We start from the raw sequence: 24,981 nt of genomic DNA, 5'->3' as shown, positions 1-24,981 counted from the left end.
GTTACCTCCTTAACTTAGGATCCAATGCGTCTTGTAAACCGTCACCTAACACATTAAATGAGAACATCGTTAAACTAATAAATAACGCTGGGAAGAATAGTCTCCACCAATCTCCAGTTAATATGGAAGTGAGTGCATCATTAGCCATCGATCCCCAACTAGCTAGTGGGGGTTGAATCCCTAACCCTAAGAAACTAAGAAAGGCTTCAGCGAAAATGGCTGATGGTACTGTTAAAGTCATCTGAACGATTATCGGTCCCATCGTATTCGGAAGTAAGTTTTTACGAATGATTCTCCCCGTTTTCGTACCAAAGGTTTTCGATGCCATTACAAATTCATAGTTTTTCACCTGAAGAACTTGCCCACGGACAATCCTTGCCATTCCTACCCAGCCTGTGATCGACAGGGCAAAAATAATGGTGAATAATCCTGGTCCCATGACCACACTTATTAAAATCACAACTAAAAGATAAGGAAGACCGTATAATACCTCTACAATCCGCATCATTACATTATCTGTGCGTCCACCCTTATAACCGGCAATGCCTCCATAAGCAACACCAATGGCAAAGTCAATAAGTGCTGCAGCAAGACCAACAAATAAGGAAACTTGGGCCCCTTCCCACACTCGAGTAAAGACATCTCTACCTAGTTCATCTGTGCCAAACCAAAATTCTGAAGATGGCGCTAAGTTTTGATTCGCCAGCATTTGTTCCGATCCATTATGAGGGGAAATCAACGGTCCTACAAAAGACATAATGGTTAAAAGAACAAGAAAAACGAGCCCTGACATAGCCAATTTATTCTTCAATAGCCTTTTCCATGCATCTTGCCAATAAGAAAGACTTGGTCTAACTACCGCTTCCGCTTTTCTTTCATCTTTTTCTTTCGGGGAAAACCAATCATCTGGAATATCTGTATATGTATCGTTCGTTTGCTTTTGTATCTCCATCAGTTCCCCTCCTTTTTATGAAGCTTAATTCTAGGGTCTAATATGCCGTAAGCAATGTCGACAAGGAATAACATGACGATTAATATCGAGCTGTAAAACACCGTAGTCCCCATAATGACTGGATAGTCACGCGTATTGATACTCTCAACGAAATACTTCCCCATGCCCGGGATAGCAAATATTTTCTCAATCACAAATGTACCTGTAAGAATACTGGCAGCTAATGTACCTAGCACGGTTACTACCGGTAAAAGCGCATTGCGCAGTGCATGTCTAAAAACGATTGTTACAGGCTTCAAACCTTTCGCTTTCGCTGTGCGAATATAGTCCTGAGTTAACACTTCTAGCATGCTGGATCTTGTAAGCCTAGCAATAATTGCCATCGGTCCAGTCGCAAGCGCTAGAGTCGGTAGCACCATATGCATTGGACTCGACCATGTTGCTACAGGAAAAATTGGAAGGTTAACTGCAAGTTGCTGAATTAGCATGGTTGCCATGACAAAATTCGGAATGGAAATACCTAAAACAGCTACAGTCATAGCTAAATAATCTATAAAGCCATTATGTCTAAGGGCGGCGATCACGCCGAGGGTAATCCCGGATATAACGGCCACTATGAGGGTTACCATCCCTAATTCAAAAGAAACAGGAAAGCCCCGACCGAGCATATCATTAACCGACTGCGCCGGCTTTTTAATCGAAGGTCCAAAATCAAAGGTAACGACAGATTGGATATAAGAAAAATACTGGACATATAGTGGTTCATCTAAATGATAGAATGCTTCTAAGTTCCTTTGAACAGCTTCACTTGTTGCACGTTCATTATTAAATGGCGAACCTGGTATAGCATGCATAAGAAAGAATGTAAGTGTGATGATTACCCATAAGGTGATGACCATCGCCCCGAGTCGTTTTCCAATGTACTTAAGCATAGACACACCTCCTTAGCAATATGATGTTCTCGAAGCTAATTCAGTCATGACAAGCATGGCACGATAAGCCTCTAAGATGTCTTTCGCTTGAAATTGCACCGTTGTTGTTCCCTCTTCCAAATGAGTTCCGGGCATTAATGCTGCCCACTCTGCTTGACCATAATTAGCAAACTCAATTTTAAGGAGCGGCTTATCTGGAGGCACAAGCGGCTTAACTCTTTCTTTATTCTCTATTGCTTGCACTGTCTTTTCTTTCAATAAAATCTCTGCTTTTGCTGGCGTAAGTGACTTCACTGCTGAACGGGTAATCGTTTCTTTCACTATCGCTGTCGTTATATGAGGAATTAAGCTTTCTGCTTCTTTCGCTGCTTGGTCATCACCAGCCACCATGATGACAGGGACACCATAGTATCCAGCTACATATGCATTGAACCCCAACTCACCAACAACAACATCGTTAATAAACATATTTCTCACATTAAAAAACATAGAATGCGACATTACGCCCTTCATGGAAGCGCGGGCATGATATCCGACAAAAATTGCTCCAGCATAAGATTCATCTAAGCCTTCTACCATTGAAAAGGGCTTTACATCCCCAGTAATCAAACTTGTATCTGGATGGAGATATTCAATCATTAAATTATTCATTTTCGAATGACTATCATTCACAAGCACCTCTTCACAACCTTGATTGAAGGCCTCTGTGATTACATAGTTCGCTTCATCAGTCATAATTCTCCGACCACGTTCATAGTTGTTTTTAGCTGAATCTACTTGAGTATAATCAGCAAGCCCTGTAATTCCTTCCATATCGACTGACACATATAATTTCATTTTGTCCCCTCCAGCTTATGATTCTCAGAAAATTGAAAATATTTTACAAATAAATATCATACCTTCATCATTAGAAATCAAAAAAATCCAACGACCAAGGCAGAGTGAAATAAACCTTTAGTCGCTGGATTTTATCTGCGATAAACAGAAAAAGCAGCTATTTCATTTTAATTTGGTTATATTTAATAAGTGCATTGCGATACGCTACCATTATGGCTTTCTGCGATGATCCAAAATATCTCGTTTCGATTTCATTTAATAAGAAATCCGACTCCAACAAACTTTGCCCAACGAAAATAGATTGGATGAAAGCTGATGTTAAACCTATGGTTGAAGAGCATTCAGCATCGATAATCTTCCCAGAATCTTTCTCAACCACAAAGGCAATGAAAAAACCATTGTATTGTTGCATGATCGCATTGTTAGAAGAGGTTTTACTCTCTCCAATAATATAGAGGGTATTTGGCGGAAACATTTTTCTTCCTCCTAGCCAGTATGGATATTACAAGAGGTGCTTATGTAAAAACATAAACATTCATTGTAATGCATAAGACCCTTACTTAGAATTGTAAACCATTCGTCCTAGCTTTGACAATCAATTTTCAATATTTTTCGTAATATTTTTTTAATTTTGTCTTATTTATGTTAGATTATATAACATATGAAAGCGCCTTGTCTAGCAGGACTTTTCCCTCTACACTGCGCTCTCCGCCACCTTGAGCGAAAGTTTGGTTGCCTCCACCCTTACCTTTTATCTCAAAGAGTAACTTGCTACAAATTTCCTTCATGCTAAAGTCTACTTGTGTTCCACTTGCACAAATACATTGAAGCTTGTCTTCCGTTTCATTAATAAACACAATAAGATTATTCTCTTTCTCTGCTGTCATCCATTTGGCCATCCATTGCAATTCACTGATTGAACGATTAAGAAAAACCTTACCGACAACCAAGCAGTTATCGTTTGTCTTTGCTGTAGTCATTAATTGACGTGCTTCAAATTGCAAAAGTTGTTCTCCATTTACCTCTAATTGCTTTTGCAAGCTTTTCATATCCACTAAAAGCTTTTTAATTGTTTGTGCTACATCTTCCTCAGGTGCACTTAATAACTTGGTTGCTTCATTCAAAACTTTATTTTTTTGATGCAATTGCTGCAATACCCTTGCACCACAAACAAAGTAAATTCGCGTTTTCTTTTTATGTCTCTCTGTTCCGAGAATTTTAATCACACTTACTTCCCCAGTTGAAGAAGGGTGTGTACCACCACATCCATTATAGTCAAATGATCGAATAATCACTAAACGAATATGATGAGAGACCGTTGTTTCTTTTCGAAGTGGATACTTGTAAAGATCCTCTTTCTCTACCCATACTGTCTCTATTTCTCTATTTTCAAGAATGATTTGATTCGCTACATTTTCCACCCTTTCGAGTTCTTCATCCGTTACGTCTTCAATGTCTAAATCTATTGAAACAATTTCTTTGCCTAAATGAAAGCTAATCGTTTGATATTGAAACGTTTCAGCAAAGGCAGCTGAAAGAATATGCTGACCAGCATGCTGCTGCATATGATCAAAGCGACGGCCCCAGTTAATTTTACCATCGACTTTCTCCCCTTCGTCTAACAACTGCGCCAAATAATGCCTAATCTCACCCTCCTTTTCTTCAACATTCATTACCTCTACACCATTTAGCCATCCCTTATCAGCAGGTTGTCCACCACCGGTCGGGTAAAACGCAGTTTCTTCTAATACGACGTAGCTGCCTTCTGTATCTTTACCTACCTTAGAGATATTTGTTGTAAATGTTTGTGTATAAGCATCATTATAAAATAGCTTTTTTGTGAAATTCATCTCTTTATTCCCCCGCCTTTTTTGCCAAATGTAAATATTGTTGCTGTATTTCATCAGGGACCATACTGCCACCTGTTCCCCATACGAGATGAGTTGCCTTACTCATATTAGTAATACCAACTTGCTCAGAATACATTGATTGAAGGATTTTTTTCGGACCTAAGAACCCTGCTAAAGCTGAAGGCTCCAAGAAAATACCCTCCTCGTTTTTCAAAAAATGCATCATTTCATACAACTCACGGTCCGAAACAGTATATACACCACTTATCGCTTTTTCTAGCATATGACCAACTAATTGAGAGGGGCGTCCAACAGCGAGTCCATCCGCCTCTGTCTTCAGCTCTATTCCAATATCCTGTACCGAAATCTTCTCATGCAGGCCTGTTCGCAAACCTAATAACATGGCCGGTGCGTGTGTCGGTTCAGCAAAGAAACAATGTACATGCTCACCAAAAACTTGTTTTAAACCAAAGGTAATGCCCCCTGGCCCCCCTCCTACCCCACAAGGTAAGTAGACAAATAATGGATACTCTTGAGAGATGCTAATTTGCTGTTCTTCTAGCTGTTTCTTTAGACGAAAGGCAGCAACTGCATATCCAAGAAAAAGGTGTTCAGAATGCTCATCATCTATAAAATACATAGTCGGATCGCTCTCTGCTTGTCTTCTACCTTCAGCTACCGCCGCGCTAAAATCTGAAGTATGCTCGATGACCTGTACACCTTTTTGCTTCAATAATTCCTTCTTCCACTTCTTTGCCTCACTCGACATATGTACATATACGCGAAATCCAAGTTTTGCACCCATTATACCGATACTTAAACCAAGATTACCTGTAGAACCAACAGCTATACTATACTGTGAAAAAAATGCCTGCTGATTAAATAATTTGCTATAATCATCAGTAAGGTTAAGAATCCCTTCAGATAAAGCAAGGTGTTCTGCATGCTTTAATACTTCATATATCCCACCTCTAGCTTTAATAGATCCCGATATAGGAAGTTCATTATCTGCCTTTAGCAGTAAGTCTCCTTTGACATTTACATGTTTTTCCTTCATATTGAACAATGTGAGTAGAGGAGATTCAATGATACCCTTCTGCTTGCTTGTTTCAGGAAAAGCTTTAGCAATATATGGAGCAAATCTTTCTAAACGTCTTATAGCGTCTTCAACATGTACACTAGATAAAGGACCACGAATCGTAGAATCATATTGTTGATTCAACCATAGTACTGGTTCATATTTAACTAGCTTTTTAATAAGTGAATCATCTGCTAATAACTGTTGTATTTGATTATTTATCATATCCTATACACCTTCTTATCATTACGCTTTATCCTTATTTTGGCCGAACTACATTGGTTTTGTCGAGTGTAATTGTAAAATTGAGAAAGGAAGAACCCCCATGACTACATTTAAAAAAATGAATCTGCTGAGCCTATTTTATGCACTCATCGCTTATTTCCCCGTACAACTTTCAAGCAATGTTAATAGAATCAGTCGCTGGACAGGCATAAATGTCAGTATGGTTATCATTATTAGTAATACACTTATTCTGATCATCCTTCTCTTAGGTACTGCCTATATTTTTCATTTAACTACAAAATGGCTACACCATAAAAGAATAAGATATTTTACTAGCATTACTTGGATTCCTTTCTTTTCCATCATGATGCTTATCACTGCAATATTCTTACCGTTTTCAATGACAATCGAATCACCTAACCCAGTCACCAGTATCATTATTCTTATTTGTGTCATTCTCTATCCTATTTACATATTAATTGTTAATGGGTTCATAGCCATGACTCAATCATCTGAACAACCTTTAGTAGATAAAATGAAGTAAAGCTAATTCACTACAATTTAAGTAAATTTATTCACAAAGAGTTGTACACATCTTGTGTTACAGCCTTTTGTGATTAATTTTACTCCACTTAAAACTAGCCTCTCCATGGGGAGCTGGCGGCTGTTCCAAACAGTGAATATCTTTTTCAATTACTCAAAACTCTCCCTCCACTTTTTCAACAAACATATCACTTCTTAGCAAATTTTTAAAAAATCGAGAGTCTATCGGAAATGAGTCATGATATTTTAACGATATGGAGCACTTCTATCAACCTTTTGGAAGTGTATACATCAAGCAATAATTGTATTTCGTATTTCATTTCATTAGATTCCTTCACTTTTACTATTTCCACGAGATGCTAAAAAAACTGACTCTATATTGTCGTATGTATACGACAATCTGAGTCAGTTTTTTTATTGGTCGATATTTCTTAAATACACTTGCCAGTCTTTTATTCTTTCCCAATCACAAGCCTCTTGATTATATGATTGATCCTTTAAAAAACATGTGACCTTTGTCTCTTTGAGTGTGTGCAATATTTGTGGTTTATCATCAACATAATAATCTAGCTGAAGCTCTTTAATGATATTCACTTTTTCGTGATCCTTCATTCCACAGAAAAAGTGACCTTCTTCAATTGGAAAACCGAATTGCTTCATCCAAGCTTTCGTTTGCTGGCAATAGTCCGCATCTCTTGCGGTAATATAAAAGATCTCATGCCCCATTGCCGCCAGCTTCTGTAAAAGCTCAAGTGCGCCAGGAAAAGCTTTGCAGTTCGTAAAAAAGATTTCCTCTTGATGTTGATTCCACATTTTGAAACCTTCATCATCAGTCAAATCATATAAAGAATGGATTTCAAGTGTGTTTAATTGTTGAAGTGCAGATGCTTCAATCTCCTTCTTTAATTTCCGATTATAAATACTTAATGCATGTCCTCTTAAATCGATTAAAGTATCATCAATATCAAAACCAAACCTCATCATTTCAGTCCTTTATTTGTTAGTAGGATATCCAACAAACTTAAAGTCTTTGCCAATCGGAGTCACCGTTACATGCTCTAATTCTACCGCTTCACTCATAAGAGCAACCCCTGTACCTTCTAAAAAGGTTGGTGCTTCTTTTCCACCAACTAACTTAGGCGCTAAATAAATAACTACTTTATCAATATAACCGTCCTCTAAAAAGGACGCACTGACATTGCCGCCGCCTTCAATCAGAACAGAAGAAATTTGCTCTTCTTTTAACATAGTCATTACTTCAGCGATAGTTACTTTTTCTGTTGCTGTATGAAAGAGACGAATGCCCTTCTCTTCTAGCTGCGTTTTCTTCTCTTGATCATAGTAGGAACCAGTAAAAATCCATGTTGGTGCTAATCCATCATTAACAAGCTGACTTTCCATAGGGATACGTAAAGTTGAATCTAACACAAGTCTAATGGGATTTCTACCATTTTGTATTCTAGACGTTAGAGCTGGGTCATCATGAAGCACTGTTCCGATTCCAACTAAAATCGCTTGATGGTTACTTCTTAACTGGTGTACATCTAATCTTGCTTCTTCTGAAGTAATCCACTTACTGCTAGCTGTATGTGTAGCAATTTTACCATCCAGTGAAATACCAGATTTCAGGGTAATGAAAGGACGATCAGCAGTTATATAATGATTAAATACCTCATTCATCTCTATTGCTGCTTGTTCACAAATACCAATAATTACTTCGATACCTGCTTTTTCTAATATCCTTACTCCATTCCCACTAACAATAGGATTGGGGTCTAATGAAGCGATAACGCATTTTTTTATCCCCGCTTGAACAAGGGCCTCCGCACAGGGACCCGTTCGTCCATGATGGGAACAAGGTTCCAAGGTGACATAAATCGTTGCCCCTTTCGCTTGATCACCTGCCATATTGAGAGCATGAATTTCTGCATGTGGTTCACCTGCTTTCATATGCGCGCCGATACCCACAATCCGCTGGTTATTTACAATTACGGCACCTACAAGCGGATTGGGATCTGTTTGTCCCTTCATCGCTTTGGCATTTTGCAATGCTAACTCCATGTAAAATTGATCATTACTCATCTCTCGACACCCCTTCTGCCTGAAGATGTCCGGATTTTAACACCTTTGTTTGCAGATACTTTTCATTAAAATCAGAGATATCCCCCCATAGTGGTGTCCGACCTACTAATAAGGCTCCTGCATCTGTTAAAGCATCTAATTTCTTGGGATTATTCGTGATTAATGTAATAGGCTTTTTCCTCAATTGTTGTAATACAGTGATTGCTTCATCATATTTTCGAGAGTCATCCACAAAGCCAAGCTCTTCATTTGCCTCGACGGTATCATACCCATTTTCCTGCAGTACATAAGCCATCGCTTTACTAAATAACCCAATGCCTCTTCCCTCATGATTAGCTAAGTAAAACAATGCGCCCGAACCATTTGCCACCATCATTTTCATAGATTGCTTAAGTTGGTATCCGCAATCACAACGCTTGCTGCCAAAAATATCCCCGGTATGACAAATCGAGTGGAAACGCACCAATGCATCTTCACTATCCTCAAAATCACCGTAAACAAGGACACTTGATTGCTGTGAATCAGCAAGATTAGCAGAAGATAAATGAGCGACAATCTTGCTCGTATCTTCCATCACTTCAGCACTATCTAACCAGCAATACCATTTAAAATGCACAGTTTCTCCATCTAGGTTTACAGGTAAGCGAATCGGCCCTACTAAATAAACAGAACGATCACCTCGATCAATTCTCTGAATCTTTTTTTCTAATATTTCAATTGCTTTTGTTTCTATGTTTATTTGATTCATTTATTTCTCCCCCTAAGACTCAGGCAGAGACAAACTGCTCTCTGTATGAAGCCTCCATCTTTTGTTGCTCTAATTGTAAAGATTCAATATCTGTTCTTCTATATCTTTCAAACTCATTTAAGCATGCTGCACTTGTATCGTTTGCAGCTAAAGCTTTAACTATCGTTGGATATAAAGTTTCTGCATCAATCAAGGCACTATTTAAGCCAAATGCGCCTGTTGGACTCATCGTATGAGCTGCGTCTCCCATTAGTACTAAGCCATCCTTAACCCAAGTTTGGCAACGACAGCTTTGTACATTTAGTAAAATAAAATCCTGCCACGATTGAATATACTTTAACACAGATTGTTGTAAATCTGGAAATGCCTGAATTAACTTTTCTATATATGTTTCCACTGGTTGTTTCCTAATCTCTGCAAAAGCACCTTTATCTATATTCCATCCCACTTGAATATAAGAATTCGTTTGTGTAAATAGCGCTAGTTGATGATCGTTTACTAAGCCTTGTCGTATAACAGGTTGCCAATTTTGTGGTGCAGGGAATTTTGCCCAAAGTAAATCGTAATCGTGTTCAATTTTTTCAAATGGAATTTTAGCTAGCTTTCTAATCGTTGAATGCCTACCATCTGAACCAATAACAATGGAGGAGTGAATCGTTATTTCTTCTCCATTTTTCCTTTTCGCTTTTACCCCTTTTACTTTCCCATCTGAGAGCATCAATTCAGTAGCCCTTGTACCTGTTAATAGGCGATAGGCGGAGAACTGTAAAGATTCTTTTAATAGAACTGATAATAAATGCTTTTGCGGTACATGGATGCCAACATGTCTTTCATCTGGAGCTGGTGAGACAGTTCTAAGAATTCTCCCGTTCTGCCAGTACTCTATTCCTTCCATCGGCAATATACCTAATTGTTTGACCTGATCAAACAATTGATATTTTTTAAGTACATTTTCACCTAAGTGATTTAAATGTTCTCCTCTGAATTCTTTATCCATATTTTCATTACGTTCTAGCACGATGACATTGATGCCTTTTTTCGCTAATAAATATCCCAATAATGCGCCGCCAGGTCCGGCACCAACAATACATACATCGTAGTTAACATCCATAAGGCTCACCTTTCTATTCAACGACTAACTTAATATTATTTCCAGCGGGGTCACTCACCATATAACTGTCCGCTTGCCTTTCGACCTCTATATTCATCGTTTGAAGTCTTTCAACAGCCTGTTCAAGCTTGTTTTTCGGGAAAACGAGCGTATAGAAAGCCATCCCAACACTATTAGCTGAAGGCGCTACAGCCATGGTTCCGTTCCAAATATTTAAGCCAATATGATGATGGTACTTCCCAGTAGAAATAAACAATGCTTGATTACCATAATGAGTAACTACTTCAAAGCCTAGACCCTCACAATAAAAAGTTTTTGCTTCTTCTATATTATTTACATGTAAATGAATATGTCCCATAATTGTTTCATTCGGCATACCATTCCACTCATTACCGTCCCATTCACTCATAATACTTTGAACATCTAAGGCATTGGTGCCCATGACAACTTCTTCGCCCTTCCAATCCCAAGACGTTTTTGGGCGATCAGCATAAATTTCAATCCCATTTCCGTCTGGGTCTGCTAAATAAAGGGCTTCACTCACATCATGATCAGACGCTCCTTGTAAAGGATAATTCACTTTAATAAAGTGGCGAATGATCTTAGCTAAGTCATTTCTCGTTGGAAGCAGGATGGCAAAATGATATAGCCCTGTTCTTCTCAGCTCTTTTTTCTGCAAACCTTCTGGCGCATGTAATTGCACTAAAGTTTGATTCCCATCAGCTGATAATGACACTTCATGCTTGCTTTGATGCAATACTTGGAAACCTAATATATCTTGATAGAATCTTAGTGATGTTTGTAAATTTGTTACTTTAAGATCTATTTTCTGTGCGTAGATATTTGGCTCTGCATGAAACGTATTCATTTGCATTAACCCCTTTAATTGTCTTTTAGTTATGTTAGTTACTTTATGTAAGTAATTATATTTTTGTTAACTACTTGTGTCAAGTACAATAATCATGTATTGTTAAGATATAAGGAAATCATCGAATAGGGGTGACCATTTTGAATCAAGCACTGATATGTCCTCGATTCGAAAAAGCCATGAGTATCATGAGCCAACGTTGGACTGGTCTAGTAATCTATCAACTATTAGCAGGACCTAAACGCTTTTGTACATTAGAATCTTCAATGAGCATTAGCGGTAGAGTCTTGTCCGAAAGATTAAAGGACCTTGAACAACAAGGTATTGTTAAACGCGAGGTGTATCCGGAAACGCCCGTAAGAATAGAGTATTCGCTTACAGACAAAGGAATGGCCCTAGAGCCCGTTTTACGCGAAATAGAGAAGTGGTCTCAAGAATGGTTGCAAGCCGAATAAAGAACGACAATAAATCCCCATATACGTACTATGGGGACCTTTTTTTATGAGTGAGGTCTTTTGCCCACACTTCTCGCTACTTCCGTAGCCGCTTATATGCGCATTTTATTCTTATCAGAGGCACCGTCCCTCTTTTCTCCCCTCCCCAAAAAAAATTTCCGGCACATTGGCCGGAAATTCATTCTTATTTTCTCTTTAAAAATAACGGGATAGACATAACTGCTGCTCCACCTATAAAAAAGAGCCAATTCTTATTAAACTTTCTGGTGCCCAAATTTTGTTTTACTATCTCTTCCTTTTCCTTACCCTCACTTGATCCAAGTCCTTTCACAAAAGCAAGTAGAATACTCATTCCTTCCCTTACCTCTGAATCCCTTAGCATAGATAGCATGGTCACTTCCTTTTTTTCCTTATCTGATTGTTGAACCTCTACCATGCGGGTAAGTGCAGTATTTATTTTATCAATCATCGGTTCCCATTCCTTTAAATCTATTTTTCCTAAGACTTCAAGGAGAAGGAACGAATTTTTAATTGATCCTGTAACTTCAGGATGCTCCATTGATAACAGGACACGATCAAGAATTTTGTCACTTTGTCCCAGCATACTTTCTACGATATGAAGGATGCCTTTTTCGTGGATTCTTTGTATTAAGTGTATAGAATCAATAATTGCTCGGCGGTTATTCACAATACTATCTTCCAGTTCCTTTAATTCCCTATTTCTCTGCTCTTCAGGCGACACTTCGATTTTTCGTATAACTGTTGTTGCTTTAGCCATGTCTCCTCCTCCTCCTCCTCCTCTCTCTTACAAGATCTCCAGGAAAAATATAGTCGCTCCTCTGCCATTTCCCTTCCACATTCACACCTACTTGCGGTTGAGGTGTACCGAAGCGATGATTCTTCCGTGGTAATGGAGACTCTCCATCTTCTTCTATTACCTCAAGCTTAGCTGAAATCTCTTTATATGCAGGCGTATCTGTATCCTTATCTGTATGCGAACTAGTTAAATAGTTAATAGCGCCCTCTCCAGATGTATTCATTGGTAAATAGACCTGCTTACCTTTTACTCGATCAGTGACGAGGCAGCTTACCCTTACACTGCCATAGGGAGATGTTAACTTAACTTTCGTACCATCTCTAATCCCTCTTTCCGCTGCCAATTCGCCTGAAACCTCCAGAAAGACATTAGGTGTTTTACCGGAAATCGCTTTAGATTTGTAAGTCATATTCCCTTCATGAAAATGCTCTAGCAGTCGACCATTGTTGACATGGATATCATATTCTTCATTGAAAGTAAGCGGTTGTGTCCATTTCACTGGATGGAGAATAGCTTTTCCACCCGGTAGTGAAAATCCATCTGTGAATAAGAGTGGAGTATCCTTGCCATCTGCTGCTACTGGCCATTGTAGACTTTTATAGCCTTCTAACCGATCATAATTGACTCCAGCCATTAACGGGGTAAGAGATGCGGCTTCATCCATAATCTCACTTGGATGTTGATAGTTCCAATCTCCACCTAGTTGATTAGCAATAGCCATAATAATTTCCCAATCAGGCTTAGAATCACCCAGCGGTTCCATTACTCTATATAAACGTTGAATTCTTCTTTCAGTATTGGTAAACGTTCCTTCTTTCTCCAAACTAGGGCTGGCTGGTAATACTACATCCGCATATTGGCATGTTTTCGAGAAAAAGATATCTTGCACAATAAACAGTTCTAGTTTTTCAAAAGCTGCTTGTACATGATTGATATTCGTATCAACAATCCCCATATCTTCGCCCTTTATATATAAAGCCTTTAATTTCCCTTCATGAATGGCTTCTACCATTTCTTGATTATTTAAACCAGGCTCACTAGGGAGGTCCACACCCCACTGCTCCTCAAAACGTTGTCTGACACTTTCATCGGTTACATATTGATAACCAGGAAAACGGTCTGGCATACTGCCAAAATCACTTGTTCCTTGCACATTATTATGACCTCTAAGTGGATAAGCACCTGCACCTGGTTTCATATAGTTTCCTGTTACAAGAAGCAAATTAGAGATAGCTGTACTTGTGTCACTCCCTCCACCATGCTGTGTCACACCCATCGCCCAAAGGATAGATGTTGTTTTTGCTTCATGAATTCTTTCAGCGATTGAGATCAGCTCTTCTTCTGATAAGTGCGTCACTTCAGAAGCGTATGATAATGTATAGGGCGTTAAACTTTCGAAGAAAACTTCTACATCATTGACATGCGCAGCTAAGAACGCTTCATCATGCCAGCCTTGATCGACAATATATTTTGTCACTGCTGAAAGCCAAACAAGATCGCTGCCCGGTGCAGGTTGAACGAAAAGGTCTGCTCGTTCAGCTAATTCATGCTTCCGTAAATCTGCCACAATCACTTTTTGACCGTTTAGTTTCTGCGCTCGTTTTACTCTTGTCGCCAAAACAGGGTGGGATTCTGCTGTATTGGAGCCGATAGAAATGATTAACTCTGCTTGAGCAATATCACTAATGCTGCCAGAATCGCCTCCGTAACCTACTGTTCTCCATAGTCCCTTTGTTGCTGGAGATTGGCAATAACGGGAACAATTATCAACATTATTTGTCCCGATGACAGCTCTCGCTAATTTTTGCATTAAATAGGACTCTTCATTTGTACATTTAGAAGATGCAACAAAAGCTAATGAATCAGGTCCATGATTCGTTTTTATCTCAGTCATTTTTGAACTAATAAAAGTAAGCGCTTCCTCCCACTCCACTTCTTTGAAACCTTCTTCATCTCTTATCAATGGCTTGGTCAAGCGCTCTTCACTATTAACAAAATCCCAGCCGAATTTACCTTTCACACAAGTTGATACACCATTTGCTGGTGCTTCCTCCTGCGGTTCTACTTTTAATATTTGCCTTCCTTTTGTCCACACATCAAACGAACAGCCTACGCCACAATATGTACAAACTGTTTTCGTCTTATTAATTCTTTCTTCTCGCATAGTTGCTTCTATATCCGAAATGGTTAAAAGAGACTCATAACCTGTTTCAATATTCTTCGTTAGTTCAATCATCGGACGAAGAGATTGTTGTTTAACACCGGTTAAGAATCCGGCTTCTCCTTCCATCCCAACTTCCATCATGGCATTACAAGGGCAAACAGTTGAACAATGACCACAGTTTACACATGACGATTCTTCAATCGGAGAATCCTTGTCCCAAATTACTCGTGGTCGCTTTAAATCCCAATCAATTGTTAACGTTTCATTAACTTGTAAGTTCTGACATGCCTCGACACATCTACCACAAAGGATACATTGATCAGGATCATATCGATAAAACTCATTTCTTTGTACTTCTGCATCTTTTGATGTATGATCAGTCTCTTGATGGGAAATCTTCATTTCCTTGACGGTATTATGTATTTCGCAATTGCCGTTATTAAAGTCACAAACTGTACAATATAATTCATGATTACCTAATATGCGATCCATAGCGATCATCTGTGCTTCATGGATATCTTCACCTACTGTTTCAACCTTATCATTTGGCTGTATGGTCGTTGAGCACGAACGGACATATTCCCCATTTACTTTCACAATACAAGTGTCACAAGTTTCAATAGCTCCTAAACTAGGATGATAACAAAGTGATGGTACCTCAATATTCATTGTATTTAATAGCTGCATAACCGACTTTTGATTACTCACACTTGTTGTTTCTCCATTAATTGTGACCTCAAACTTCTCTGTCACTATGAGCCCCCCTTAATCCCTTTATTTACCTATCTACTATTTCCCCTTTACCCATTCATTCCCTGCATAAACAGGATTGTATTTTTATAATTTTCCGTTAATTTTAATGGTTATAATCAAATGTCCTTCTCTTAACCAATAATTAAATACGATATGAATCGCAATACTCTACATATGAAAATTTAATAATTCTCATTTAAGTAGGATTGTTATTCACTAAAAATCTATTTTTTTTATTTCTAAAACGAAAAAACTCATCCCCCCAAACAGTCAAGTTTGGGAAAGGATGAGTCATAAACTGAATTAGTGAATATTCGTTTTCCTAAAGCTTCCACCTTTCACTTCTGCTACATCATAAACGGTGACAAATGCGCCGTCATCAATTTCAGAAATGATTTCTTTCATTTTGCTTTCTTCTAAACGGTTAATGACACAAGTGATTTCGATGAACTTTTCATGCGAATAACCGCCATAAGCTTCTTTATACGTAGCACTACGCCCAAGACGGTCGCGAATGGTTTCAACCATAGCCACTGGTTCAGTTGTAATGATTTTAAATGTTTTCGATCCACTTAACCCTTCCTCAACGATATGTATCACTTTACTTGCAATAAAATAAGCAATCGCAGATAAGAACGCCCCCTGGAGGCCGAACACAGTAGAAACAATTATAAAGACAAATAAATTTAAGAATAGAATTAAATCACTTGTTCCGAATGGGAGCTTTCGTGAAAGTAGCACAGCAAGCATGTCGATTCCATCAAGTGCCCCACCATTACGTAATGCTAACCCCATACCAAAACCAAGAATAATTCCACCTACAACTGTGACAAGGAGTGTATCACCTTGAATAATGACTGGTATGTGATGCATGAGGCTTGTACCTGCAGCTAATGAAGCAATACCAATAATTGAATAGATGGCAAATGTTTTACCAATTTGTTTATAACCTAACCAAACAAAAGGTATATTAAGAATTGCGATTAAAACACCTAATGGGACATCAAATAGTTGCGAACCTACAATGCTGATGCCCGTAACGCCTCCATCTGATACATTATTAGGAATCAAGACTGCCTCTAGTCCATAAGCAGCGATAAAACCACCTATAATAACAATCAGACATCTAATCACCATTCTTAGTATACTTTGTTTACTTTTCTTTTTACTTTTTGTTTCCATAATAATCTCCTCTTTACTTTTTCAAATTGATACATGGCTAGAATAAATTCCTTATCATCCCTTTCTAACGAAAATTTACCCCTAAAAAACAGTTAATTCTATTATAACTCAATTATTCTCATCCTTTGTAACAAGTTTCTGTCTGATTCTTAATAATATCCCATATTATGGGCAAACTTAGTTTGAAATAAAGGAGGAGACAAAATGTATAAAAAACAGGAGAAAAAGCTCATTCTCTTAGCCTTTTCAATCGCTTTTATTCTCGGCTTATCCATCCTCGGACGCTTGTTCCACTAATTATAAAAGATAATAACGAAAGAAGGGATTCTATTGGCTAGCGAACAAGGCGTTTTATATAGCCGTGCTTTGACAGAGTTAACATTAACTTTCCATATCATTTATGCAACCATTGGTGTAGGAATCCCACTAATGATTATGATTGCCCAATGGATCGGAATTAAAAAGCAAGATGACCATTACATATTACTTGCTCGTCGTTGGGCAAGAGGATTCGTCATTACCGTAGCTGTTGGAGTTGTGACAGGAACGGCAATCGGCTTGCAGCTTTCTCTTCTTTGGCCACACTTTATGGAACTAGTAGGACATATTATTGCTCTGCCATTATTTATGGAAGTATTTGCTTTCTTCTTTGAGGCAATTTTTCTTGGAATTTACTTATATACATGGGATCGATTTGAAAATCAAAAAAAACATTTACTATTGTTAATCCCTGTTGCTTTAGGTGCTTCATTTTCGGCTGTTTTTATTACTGTGGTCAATGCTTTCATGAATTCACCCCAAGGATTTGATATTGTCGATGGACAGATTGTTAATATTTCTCCATTGCTTGCTATGTTTAGTCCAGCTATGCCGACAAAGGTAGCACATGTTTTAAGCACGGCCTATATGACTTCAGCGTTTATACTTGCTAGTATTGCTGCTTATCGCATGCTTAGAGGTTCAACACATCTCTATCATAAAAAAGCGCTTTATCTAACTTTAAAACTTGCACTCGTCTTCTCCATCTCCACCGCCCTGTTAGGTGACTTCGCTGGAAAATATTTAGCCGAATATCAACCAGAGAAGCTTGCGGCTGCCGAGTGGCATTTTGAAACAGAAGAAAATGCGCCTCTTATTCTCTATGGTGTATTAGATGATGAAGAGATTAAATATGCCATTCGGATACCTTACGCTTTAAGTATACTTGCCCACAGCAATCCATTTGCCGAAGTCATCGGTTTGGACCAGTTTGATGAAGATGTTACGCCACCTTTATATATTCATTATTTATTCGATATTATGGTGACTTTAGGTATGCTCCTTATTTTAATTGCTTTACTTTATATTATTGGGCTTATTAGAAAGTGGTCATTTATTCATTCAAAATGGTTTTTATGGATTATGGTGCTTTCCGGTCCACTTTCAATGATCGCCATTGAGGTAGGGTGGTGGTTCACCGAAGTAGGTAGACAGCCTTGGATTCTACATGGGTTGATGCGGACAGCTGAAGCGGCAACTAGTAATGAATATGTAGGCTGGATGCTTGTTCTATTTGCCTGTTTATACCTCTTGCTCGGTGCAGGGAGTATTTACGTACTCACTAGTATGTTCAATAGAAACACGGTTGAACAAGAATTAGCTGATCGAAAAATAGAAAAAGGCGGTGACACTTTTGAGTCTTGAGATAATTGGTATTTTTGTACTTTGGCTGTTTTTGTTTGGTTACGTTATCGTTGCATCTATTGATTTTGGCGCAGGATTTTTTAATGCCTACAGCTTATATAGAGGCAATCAACATATTTTAAATAAAATCATTCAACGTTACTTATCCCCAGTCTGGGAAGTCACCAATGTATTTCTCGTCTTTTTCTTTGTCGGTATCGTTGGGTTTTTTCCACAATCCGCTTATTATTATGGGACCACTCTGTTAGTGCCGATTAGCTTAGCCATTATTTTATTAGCCATTCGTGGATCTTATTATGCTTTTTCAACATACGGAAATCGTATGCCCAAGAGGTATACATATGTTTATGGATTATCTGGCTTATTTATCCCAGCTTCTCTTTCAATTGTTTTTACAATCTCAGAAGGCGGATTTATTTCAATCGAACAAAATGGACCTGTGCTTGATATAGTCTCCCTTTTCACAAGCCCACTCACATGGAGTATTGTTGTACTGAGTATAACGGCAGTTCTTTATATCTCAGCTGTTTTCTTAACATGGTATGCCCATTATGCCAAGGACGAAGAGGCAACTATTTTATTAAGGAAATATGCACTAATATGGGCTATCCCTTCACTCATTACAGCAATTGGGATTATCGTTGAATTAAAGTTCCACAACCCAGAGCATTTTGAACGACTTGTTGATTTATGGTGGATGTTTGCATTGTCTGTACTATTTTTCATCGGGACGTTTATCCTTATATATAAGAGGATGAACTATGGGCTCGCATTCACTTTGTTATGCGGACAATATTACCTTGCCTTCTTTGCTTATGGCATTTCACATTATCCGTATTTACTGTATCCCCATTTATCAATATTTGATAGTTTCACAAATGAAGCAATGGCCATCGCTTTGATTATAGCTTTTATAGCCGGTTTAGGTTTGCTCCTACCATCGCTCTATCTTTTATTGCGGCTTTTCTTATTTAATAAGGAGTATGTACAAGGGCGAAATGATAGTCATGTATAAGAAGGGAGACATTTTAGATGAGTACATTTATTATTTTTTATGCGCCGTTTATTGTCATCTTACTATCCATTATCATCGGCTTTCGAGTTGCTTTATATGATCGATCAGCGGTTAACCGTAAAAAATAACGGGTTTATAAAGGTACAACGAAAGCAAATATTTTAGTCTAATTCTTTCACTCTGCCTGCACTATACATTGAATAAATAAAAGAGGAATAATGTTGTTTAGTATAATAGAGAAAAAATGGAGTAAGTACGAAATGAATATCACAATGTAAAAAGGGGGAAACGTTGATTACAGAGTTTTCCCAGCACAGAAAAAGGCAATCACTCCCTTTTATTAACTTTGGTGCGCATTTTTATTTGCGCACCCAAATTATTCATTTTTTCACTTCAGAATGGTGCTTCCTCCTCCTTGCAAAGGATATTATGAAGTCGCCTTCAAACCAATTACGCCGACAATGATAAACAACACGCTGATGATACGTTTTTTACTTTTTGGCTCTCCGAAAAGGAACATACTAAGTAAAACAGCCCCTGCTGTACCAATACCAATCCATACCGTATAAGCAATACTCACTTGTAAATATTGAAAGGAGGCATACAGGAGCGCAAAGGATATCCCAAAACCACCCATATAAATGACACCATTCTGAATGTTTTTTTGTTCACTATATTTTTTTAACCCAATAACACCAGTAATTTCACTTATTGCTGCTAAAATCACAAGAATCCAGCCCATCATGCTACTTGATCCTCCCTACTATGTTCTTCTATTTGATTATCAGCTAGCTTCAAACCGATAACACCGACTAAAATGAATATAATAAATACTACTTTCGCTAACCCCATTTCTCCATTGAAGAGAAAGACATCCATTAAAGACGTCCCTACAGTACCTACTCCGGCGAAGATAGCATAAACGGTGCCAGTTGGTAGATTCTCACATGCTTTGGATAAACAGTGAAAATCTAATAAAATCACTGCAACTACAAGTAGCCAATGCCACCAAAGATACGCTGTATTAAAGCCAAAAACCCAAACAAGTTCAAATAAACACGTTAATATAACATAAAACCAAGATCGATTCATCTTTTTCCCTCCAAATGACTGAATTTCAGTCATTTTTTATCAGAAACCCACCACTGGTGAGATTTATTTAACCTACAAAAATCATAAGCTAAATAGCAGAAGATTGATAACCTAAACCGTATTTTAGAAAGGTTAGCACTTCTTCTTTTTGTTGCTTTGCTTTGTCTTCATCTGTGTGATCATACAAGTAAATTTGCTCCGCTGTCGATTCCACTAATCCAATCAAAATCTTTGCTGTACTTTCTATATTAAGGTTGGAACGTACGACTCCTTCTTCTTTAGCCGTCTGCAAAAAATGACTAATCCATTCGTAAAATGGTTGGTAAACAGTTTCCCATTGACGAATATGTTCGCTAGAAGCAAGACCAGCATATACTAAGGCAAGCACTTCTCGATACTCACTCGTATATAAAAAGATACTGTCGACCAGTTGCTTTAATCGATCAACAAATATCGCTTCACTATTTACTTCATGATGTACTCTGGCAATTAATTTTTCTACCATCACTTCTGCAATAGCCGGCATAACAGAAAGTTTCGATGGGAAATACAAATAATAAGTCCCTTGAGCAATACCTGCTAGTTTCACGATATCGGCAATTTTTGTTTTTTCAATGCCCTTTTCTTGAAAAACTTCAATTGCGGCATGCACAATACGCTCTTTTTTGTCCATTTATCAAACTCCTTAAACATGACTGAATATCATTCATTTTAAAATGGATTTAAGAAAATGTCAATGTCAACACAACTTCTACCCGAAGACAAAGGATATTTAACCACCTCCAATTGCCCTCGGAGTTTTTAGTGTGCTTTATATAGCATTGTTACAACTGTTCCATATCTTTCTTTACTTTTCACAAACATTTTCCCTTTATTTTCGTTCATTAATTTAAAACAAATCGTTAAGCCAATGCCATTTCCTTTTTCTTTACTTGTGAAATACGGTTCGCCAATCCTAGCTAATCTTTCTTTAGAAATTCCCTCTCCATTATCCATGACGCGGATACGGATATACTCTTCATGCTCATCTAAAACAATTTTAACCTTCCCACCTTCATGAATGGCTTCCAAACTGTTTTTAATAATATTAATCATAACTTGCTTGAAATGGGACTTATCCATATTTATATAATGTTTTTGCTTTAATTTGTTAGTAAGTTGAATCTTCTTCCCTTGTTCTGTCGCCATAGCATTGAAGAGGAGGTTAATATTATTCACTTCATCAACTGCATCAAATGGCTCAACAGAAGGCAGTTCATCAGATTTAGCCTCAGGCTTCCCGAGAATTAATAATTCTTTTAATACTTGATTAATCCGATCAATTTCTTCAATAAGAATTCTCTCGTAAGCCGAGTCAGGGTTTCTTTCTCTTAACAATTGTATGAAACCACGAATCGTCGTTAATGGATTTCTTATTTCATGCGCTACACTCGCAGCCATTTCACCAATTACTTTCATTTTCTCTGATGAAAGAAGCAATTGCTCATTCTTTTTCTGCTCTGTTACATCATTACCAAAATAGATGGTGAACGATTGACCGGAATTTTGATATAGTTGCTTCATGCCCCACTGAATATAATAATTTTTTCCTTTATAATCTGTATAGCGGTAAGGTTGTTCAAACCCGTATGCAACCATTGGCAAAAAGTGAATAAGTGTAGATGTTTTTTTACCTAATAAAGTACGTTCTTTCTCATCAAATAATTGACAAAAGGAGCGATTCACCTTCACAATTCGCTGATCACTACCTGTAACAAGCAGATAATTAGGATTAATATCCATAATTTCTTCTAATAGTTCACTCTGTTTAATTAACTCAATATTGATATTGCGAATTCTTTGCGATTGCATTTGAAAAAAACCTAGAAATAAGATTAAGGCTGCAATGATAGAGTTAAAACTAGAAAAATAAAGCGGCGCAAAAGAAAAACCACTTATAACACCATTAATAAAAATAATCATTGCTGCTATTACTAATTGTAAGTAAAAGCTTCGATAATAAACACCTTTTAACTGTAAGGTGACGATAAACAAGAAAAACCAATTAATAAAAACAAGTAAAACATTAATGATAAACGTAAAATTCAATGGACCATAGATAGGAATCCAATGAGAAGGTGAAACGTTTACCGCTTCAACAAATCTGTAAGACTCGACTCCAAGTGAAGTAAAGTTTATCAAATACGTTATGATACTAATGATCGTAAATAACCACATTCCCGGTTTATTAAACAATATCCCAAAGCGATGTAAAAAAGGATTTTCTTTTACTAAATAGTATGAGAAATAATACATCGTTGGCATTATAAAAATCGGACCCATCCGTAAAATGCGGAACAACAAATCAATCGCTTGTAAAGAAAGCATCTGGTCAGCATAAAGAAAGGCAATATCCATTTGCCAAAATGACAACATTAAGAGGAAAATGGACAAAGCTTTTGTTAAGGAGGTTTTAGAATAGAATAATATGGATACAGAGATAAACAAGGGGATGAAAGAAACAGTTAATAATAAAACAAACTCCATCTTATGTCATCCTTTCCTTAGAGAAAAGGGCAGCATTATTGTTCCCACCATAGCCTTGTGAAGTAACAAGTACTTGTTCCACTGGGCTATGAATCACTTCGTCAACAACCAGAAGCTGCTCATACTTACCGACATCTACTCTGATGGTTGGCGGAATGAACTGTTCCTGTATACTAATTAAACCGGCCATTACTTGAAACATGCCCGATGCTCCCATCGCGTGACCAACATTCCCTTTAATAGAAGTAATGGGCACACCCTTATCTAGAAAAAACTCTCCATAAACCATTGCCTCAATATCATCGTTTGCTTCGGAACCTAAAGCCTGACTATTAATATAAGTCGGCATCCCTTTCTTAATTGTTCTTTCAACAGCCTTAACCATTGCCCGACCTCCTGGATCAGCAATGTAAGATGAATATGCGGATTGGAACATGCTAGATTCCGCTAAATACCCTATTATCTCTTTTTTTCGTTTAACCGCTCCTTGCTCTGATTCCAATACTAATACGCCTGCACCTTCAGACATAGCAAAACCCTCACCTGTTGAAAAGGGACCCATGAATGTCTCTCCCGTTTGCAAGATTCTCAGTGGCAGAAATCCCGCCAATACCAAATCATTAATGGTAGAGTCTACCCCACCGACAATACACACATCTACCTCGTTTGCTTGCAGAAGAATTTTAGCCATATGAATGGCGTCTAAACTTGAAGTACAACTATTTGCTAAAGAAAAGGCTGGTCCTTCAATTTGCAATGAAGTACTTAAACAATTCGCCAAAGTATGCCCATTCATATTCCCTATGGCATAGGGACTCATCCTTTTTCCTTTGTTTAACTTAGTTGAATGGTTAAAAACCTCCGTTATTACACCACCAGAAGAGCCAACAATGATAGCAGTTGCATAATCTCTCGGTTGAATCTGTGCCATTTCTATTGCCCGATCTGTTGCATGAAGGAGCATTTGCGCTGACTTCGGTAATTTACTCGCCTTTAAATAAGAGTGGCTAATATCATTCTCATTTACTCTTCCAGTAAAAATGTGCTCACCGTTAAATTCTTCTCTATTTAATGTTGTCTTTTTATCTTTTAATATATTTGAAAAATCTTTGATTGATGTAATGTTAGGGCCAATCAATCCCATTCCAGTGACGACAACTCCCATAAATGCAACCCCTTTTGCATATATACACCTTTATCTTACTATTAATCTAGAAAATAAGATACGTTTCATTCATGACTAAACCCTTTCACACAACATGAATAGTACTATAGTAACATAAGAACACCACGCAGATTCAGGTCTTTTTCTCTAATAAAAAAAGAATTAAGCTATTTCCTCTTAATAATAGTGTGTGTTATTAAGATTCCCAAGTGAGGAAGCACCACGTATTTCAAATTCTTCTCCACATAAAAAGGTACCAACCTTTGTTAGGCAAGTACCTCTCCTTCTTTCATTACATCAAATACAATCAATTTTCCGTTGTAGCCGCAGTTTGTTCCCTAGCCTCGCCATTCCAATCTTTAGTTACATCCACCCATTGTTTTGCCCCTGCATATTGATATAATTCCTCACAAGTTAGTTCAATTGCTGAGTTTTTGCTACCACATGCTGGATATACCATTTCAAAACGCTGTAGGGAAGTATCAAGAAAGATATTCATTTCTTTTGATAAACCAAATGGACAGACACCACCAACCACATGCCCTGTATGATCAAGCACTTCTTCAGCAGAGAGCATTCTCGCTTTCATTCCAAATGTATGACGAAATTTTTTATTATCTATTCTGGCATCACCTGCAGCAACAACTAGTAGTGCTTTTTCTCCCTCACCTCGAAAAGAGAGTGTTTTGGCAATTTTAGCTGGAATAACACCAATTGCTTCGGCAGCTTGATCAACAGTTGCACTTGTCGTATCAAACTCCAATATATCTTTATCTCGACCATATTTCCCCAAGTGAGCTTTAACACTTTCAAGTGACATAATTCTTTCGCGGCCTCCTGTCAATATAATGTAAAAGGATATCATTCTTTAATAAGTAAAAGCAAATGTATTTGTTAAAAATT

25 protein-coding genes are annotated in these 24,981 nt (G+C 37.7%); 5 read left to right on the top strand and 20 right to left on the bottom strand.

The window, feature by feature from the left end; all coding sequences use genetic code 11:
- Position 1: 1 nt before the first annotated feature.
- The 6 genes from MKX83_RS02415 to MKX83_RS02390 form a co-directional block, all read right to left on the bottom strand.
- On the bottom strand, positions 2–952 hold the full coding sequence (locus tag MKX83_RS02415; protein ID WP_095370873.1) for an ABC transporter permease: 951 nt from the start codon (positions 950–952) through the stop codon (positions 2–4).
- Positions 952–1,884, bottom strand: coding sequence for an ABC transporter permease (locus tag MKX83_RS02410; protein WP_095370874.1), 933 nt, complete (start codon positions 1,882–1,884; stop codon positions 952–954). Before MKX83_RS02410 ends, MKX83_RS02415 begins: the two co-directional genes overlap by 1 nt.
- A 12-nt stretch (positions 1,885–1,896) precedes the next feature.
- The gene (locus MKX83_RS02405; protein WP_340977495.1) at positions 1,897–2,721 is read right to left on the bottom strand and encodes a M55 family metallopeptidase; all 825 of its coding nucleotides are present in this window, start codon (positions 2,719–2,721) and stop codon (positions 1,897–1,899) included.
- Between the two features lie 157 nt (positions 2,722–2,878).
- On the bottom strand, positions 2,879–3,196 hold the full coding sequence (locus MKX83_RS02400) for a DUF3870 domain-containing protein (protein WP_095370876.1): 318 nt from the start codon (positions 3,194–3,196) through the stop codon (positions 2,879–2,881).
- A gap of 175 nt (positions 3,197–3,371) precedes the next feature.
- Complete coding sequence (locus MKX83_RS02395) at positions 3,372–4,571, bottom strand: alanyl-tRNA editing protein (RefSeq protein WP_341053868.1); 1,200 nt, start codon at positions 4,569–4,571, stop codon at positions 3,372–3,374.
- Positions 4,572–4,575: 4 nt separating this feature from the next.
- Positions 4,576–5,874 (bottom strand): D-serine ammonia-lyase, encoded by a 1,299-nt coding sequence (locus tag MKX83_RS02390; RefSeq protein ID WP_322910307.1) that lies wholly within the window; start codon positions 5,872–5,874, stop codon positions 4,576–4,578.
- Between the two features lie 100 nt (positions 5,875–5,974).
- Here MKX83_RS02390 and MKX83_RS02385 point away from each other — a divergent pair, with 100 nt between their 5' ends.
- Positions 5,975–6,418 carry a hypothetical protein gene (locus tag MKX83_RS02385; RefSeq protein ID WP_095370879.1) on the top strand — a complete coding sequence of 148 codons (444 nt, stop codon included), beginning with the start codon at positions 5,975–5,977 and terminating at the stop codon, positions 6,416–6,418.
- A gap of 413 nt (positions 6,419–6,831) precedes the next feature.
- Here MKX83_RS02385 and MKX83_RS02380 read toward each other — a convergent pair whose 3' ends face one another.
- Genes MKX83_RS02380 through MKX83_RS02360 form a run of 5 tightly spaced genes read right to left on the bottom strand, consistent with a single transcriptional unit; the run spans position 6,832 to position 11,226 of the window.
- On the bottom strand, positions 6,832–7,398 hold the full coding sequence (locus MKX83_RS02380; protein WP_341053864.1) for a 5' nucleotidase, NT5C type: 567 nt from the start codon (positions 7,396–7,398) through the stop codon (positions 6,832–6,834).
- Positions 7,399–7,410: 12 nt separating this feature from the next.
- Positions 7,411–8,499: a bifunctional diaminohydroxyphosphoribosylaminopyrimidine deaminase/5-amino-6-(5-phosphoribosylamino)uracil reductase RibD gene (gene ribD, locus MKX83_RS02375; RefSeq protein WP_289432718.1), complete on the bottom strand. Its 1,089-nt coding sequence runs from the start codon at positions 8,497–8,499 to the stop codon at positions 7,411–7,413.
- On the bottom strand, positions 8,492–9,247 hold the full coding sequence (locus MKX83_RS02370; protein WP_095370881.1) for a GTP cyclohydrolase II: 756 nt from the start codon (positions 9,245–9,247) through the stop codon (positions 8,492–8,494). Before MKX83_RS02370 ends, ribD begins: the two co-directional genes overlap by 8 nt.
- A gap of 19 nt (positions 9,248–9,266) precedes the next feature.
- The gene (locus MKX83_RS02365) at positions 9,267–10,358 is read right to left on the bottom strand and encodes an FAD-dependent monooxygenase (RefSeq protein ID WP_341053861.1); all 1,092 of its coding nucleotides are present in this window, start codon (positions 10,356–10,358) and stop codon (positions 9,267–9,269) included.
- Between the two features lie 13 nt (positions 10,359–10,371).
- Positions 10,372–11,226, bottom strand: a complete 855-nt coding sequence (locus MKX83_RS02360; RefSeq protein WP_341053858.1) for a VOC family protein — start codon at positions 11,224–11,226, stop codon at positions 10,372–10,374.
- A gap of 140 nt (positions 11,227–11,366) precedes the next feature.
- Between MKX83_RS02360 and MKX83_RS02355 the strand changes: the two genes are divergently transcribed.
- Positions 11,367–11,681: a winged helix-turn-helix transcriptional regulator gene (locus MKX83_RS02355; RefSeq protein WP_095370884.1), complete on the top strand. Its 315-nt coding sequence runs from the start codon at positions 11,367–11,369 to the stop codon at positions 11,679–11,681.
- A gap of 184 nt (positions 11,682–11,865) precedes the next feature.
- Here MKX83_RS02355 and MKX83_RS02350 read toward each other — a convergent pair whose 3' ends face one another.
- From MKX83_RS02350 to MKX83_RS02340, 3 genes are all read right to left on the bottom strand, one after another.
- Positions 11,866–12,459: a DUF1641 domain-containing protein gene (locus tag MKX83_RS02350; RefSeq protein WP_341053855.1), complete on the bottom strand. Its 594-nt coding sequence runs from the start codon at positions 12,457–12,459 to the stop codon at positions 11,866–11,868.
- Positions 12,452–15,415: a formate dehydrogenase subunit alpha gene (gene fdhF / locus MKX83_RS02345; protein ID WP_341053853.1), complete on the bottom strand. Its 2,964-nt coding sequence runs from the start codon at positions 15,413–15,415 to the stop codon at positions 12,452–12,454. The genes MKX83_RS02350 and fdhF overlap by 8 nt, the downstream gene beginning before the upstream one ends.
- Before the next feature lie 303 nt (positions 15,416–15,718).
- Positions 15,719–16,597: a YitT family protein gene (locus tag MKX83_RS02340; RefSeq protein WP_095370887.1), complete on the bottom strand. Its 879-nt coding sequence runs from the start codon at positions 16,595–16,597 to the stop codon at positions 15,719–15,721.
- A gap of 330 nt (positions 16,598–16,927) precedes the next feature.
- Here MKX83_RS02340 and MKX83_RS02335 point away from each other — a divergent pair, with 330 nt between their 5' ends.
- From MKX83_RS02335 to cydS, 3 genes are read left to right on the top strand one after another with little or no spacing between them, the layout of a single operon-like run.
- Entirely contained in the window at positions 16,928–18,280 is a 1,353-nt protein-coding gene (locus tag MKX83_RS02335; protein WP_095370888.1) for a cytochrome ubiquinol oxidase subunit I, read from the top strand.
- Positions 18,270–19,295, top strand: a complete 1,026-nt coding sequence (locus tag MKX83_RS02330; protein WP_095370889.1) for a cytochrome d ubiquinol oxidase subunit II — start codon at positions 18,270–18,272, stop codon at positions 19,293–19,295. The genes MKX83_RS02335 and MKX83_RS02330 overlap by 11 nt, the downstream gene beginning before the upstream one ends.
- Before the next feature lie 17 nt (positions 19,296–19,312).
- Complete coding sequence (cydS, locus tag MKX83_RS24570; protein ID WP_370873333.1) at positions 19,313–19,423, top strand: cytochrome bd oxidase small subunit CydS; 111 nt, start codon at positions 19,313–19,315, stop codon at positions 19,421–19,423.
- 299 nt (positions 19,424–19,722) lie between these two features.
- Here the strand turns inward: cydS and MKX83_RS02325 are convergent, their stop codons facing one another.
- From MKX83_RS02325 to MKX83_RS02300, 6 genes are all read right to left on the bottom strand, one after another.
- A complete protein-coding gene (locus MKX83_RS02325) occupies positions 19,723–20,037 on the bottom strand; it encodes a DMT family transporter (protein WP_095373550.1) in 315 nt (104 codons plus the stop codon).
- Entirely contained in the window at positions 20,037–20,387 is a 351-nt protein-coding gene (locus tag MKX83_RS02320; protein ID WP_095370890.1) for a DMT family transporter, read from the bottom strand. Before MKX83_RS02320 ends, MKX83_RS02325 begins: the two co-directional genes overlap by 1 nt.
- A gap of 88 nt (positions 20,388–20,475) precedes the next feature.
- Complete coding sequence (locus MKX83_RS02315; RefSeq protein WP_095370891.1) at positions 20,476–21,060, bottom strand: TetR family transcriptional regulator; 585 nt, start codon at positions 21,058–21,060, stop codon at positions 20,476–20,478.
- A 128-nt stretch (positions 21,061–21,188) separates the two neighbouring features.
- Positions 21,189–22,913 (bottom strand): ATP-binding protein, encoded by a 1,725-nt coding sequence (locus MKX83_RS02310; RefSeq protein ID WP_095370892.1) that lies wholly within the window; start codon positions 22,911–22,913, stop codon positions 21,189–21,191.
- Position 22,914: 1 nt separating this feature from the next.
- On the bottom strand, positions 22,915–24,078 hold the full coding sequence (locus tag MKX83_RS02305; RefSeq protein ID WP_095370893.1) for a beta-ketoacyl-[acyl-carrier-protein] synthase family protein: 1,164 nt from the start codon (positions 24,076–24,078) through the stop codon (positions 22,915–22,917).
- Positions 24,079–24,385: 307 nt separating this feature from the next.
- On the bottom strand, positions 24,386–24,898 hold the full coding sequence (locus MKX83_RS02300) for a YbaK/EbsC family protein (protein WP_095370894.1): 513 nt from the start codon (positions 24,896–24,898) through the stop codon (positions 24,386–24,388).
- Between the last annotated feature and the right edge of the window lie 83 nt (positions 24,899–24,981).

It is taken from the genome of Cytobacillus sp. FSL M8-0252, from assembly GCF_038007345.1.
Lineage (GTDB): Bacteria > Bacillota > Bacilli > Bacillales > Cytobacillaceae > Cytobacillus > Cytobacillus kochii.
The sequence above is the reverse complement of the archived record's forward strand: the minus strand, read 5'-3'. Positions and strand labels throughout refer to the sequence as shown.

What these genes read in the sequence shown, in the direction of transcription:
- MKX83_RS02410 (WP_095370874.1), bottom strand. Translation starts at nt 1,884, where the DNA reads ATGCTTAAGTACATTGGAAAACGACTCGGGGCGATGGTCATCACCTTA.
- MKX83_RS02360 (WP_341053858.1), bottom strand. Translation starts at nt 11,226, where the DNA reads ATGAATACGTTTCATGCAGAGCCAAATATCTACGCACAGAAAATAGAT.
- MKX83_RS02395 (WP_341053868.1), bottom strand. Translation starts at nt 4,571, where the DNA reads ATGAATTTCACAAAAAAGCTATTTTATAATGATGCTTATACACAAACA.
- MKX83_RS02325 (WP_095373550.1), bottom strand. Translation starts at nt 20,037, where the DNA reads ATGGGCTGGATTCTTGTGATTTTAGCAGCAATAAGTGAAATTACTGGT.
- MKX83_RS02370 (WP_095370881.1), bottom strand. Translation starts at nt 9,247, where the DNA reads ATGAATCAAATAAACATAGAAACAAAAGCAATTGAAATATTAGAAAAA.
- MKX83_RS02390 (WP_322910307.1), bottom strand. Translation starts at nt 5,874, where the DNA reads ATGATAAATAATCAAATACAACAGTTATTAGCAGATGATTCACTTATT.
- MKX83_RS02365 (WP_341053861.1), bottom strand. Translation starts at nt 10,358, where the DNA reads ATGGATGTTAACTACGATGTATGTATTGTTGGTGCCGGACCTGGCGGC.
- MKX83_RS02385 (WP_095370879.1), top strand. Translation starts at nt 5,975, where the DNA reads ATGACTACATTTAAAAAAATGAATCTGCTGAGCCTATTTTATGCACTC.
- MKX83_RS02340 (WP_095370887.1), bottom strand. Translation starts at nt 16,597, where the DNA reads ATGGAAACAAAAAGTAAAAAGAAAAGTAAACAAAGTATACTAAGAATG.
- MKX83_RS02320 (WP_095370890.1), bottom strand. Translation starts at nt 20,387, where the DNA reads ATGAATCGATCTTGGTTTTATGTTATATTAACGTGTTTATTTGAACTT.
- MKX83_RS02315 (WP_095370891.1), bottom strand. Translation starts at nt 21,060, where the DNA reads ATGGACAAAAAAGAGCGTATTGTGCATGCCGCAATTGAAGTTTTTCAA.
- MKX83_RS02300 (WP_095370894.1), bottom strand. Translation starts at nt 24,898, where the DNA reads ATGTCACTTGAAAGTGTTAAAGCTCACTTGGGGAAATATGGTCGAGAT.
- MKX83_RS02400 (WP_095370876.1), bottom strand. Translation starts at nt 3,196, where the DNA reads ATGTTTCCGCCAAATACCCTCTATATTATTGGAGAGAGTAAAACCTCT.
- MKX83_RS02415 (WP_095370873.1), bottom strand. Translation starts at nt 952, where the DNA reads ATGGAGATACAAAAGCAAACGAACGATACATATACAGATATTCCAGAT.
- ribD (WP_289432718.1), bottom strand. Translation starts at nt 8,499, where the DNA reads ATGAGTAATGATCAATTTTACATGGAGTTAGCATTGCAAAATGCCAAA.
- MKX83_RS02310 (WP_095370892.1), bottom strand. Translation starts at nt 22,913, where the DNA reads ATGGAGTTTGTTTTATTATTAACTGTTTCTTTCATCCCCTTGTTTATC.
- cydS (WP_370873333.1), top strand. Translation starts at nt 19,313, where the DNA reads ATGAGTACATTTATTATTTTTTATGCGCCGTTTATTGTCATCTTACTA.
- MKX83_RS02380 (WP_341053864.1), bottom strand. Translation starts at nt 7,398, where the DNA reads ATGAGGTTTGGTTTTGATATTGATGATACTTTAATCGATTTAAGAGGA.
- MKX83_RS02405 (WP_340977495.1), bottom strand. Translation starts at nt 2,721, where the DNA reads ATGAAATTATATGTGTCAGTCGATATGGAAGGAATTACAGGGCTTGCT.
- MKX83_RS02350 (WP_341053855.1), bottom strand. Translation starts at nt 12,459, where the DNA reads ATGGCTAAAGCAACAACAGTTATACGAAAAATCGAAGTGTCGCCTGAA.
- MKX83_RS02305 (WP_095370893.1), bottom strand. Translation starts at nt 24,078, where the DNA reads ATGGGAGTTGTCGTCACTGGAATGGGATTGATTGGCCCTAACATTACA.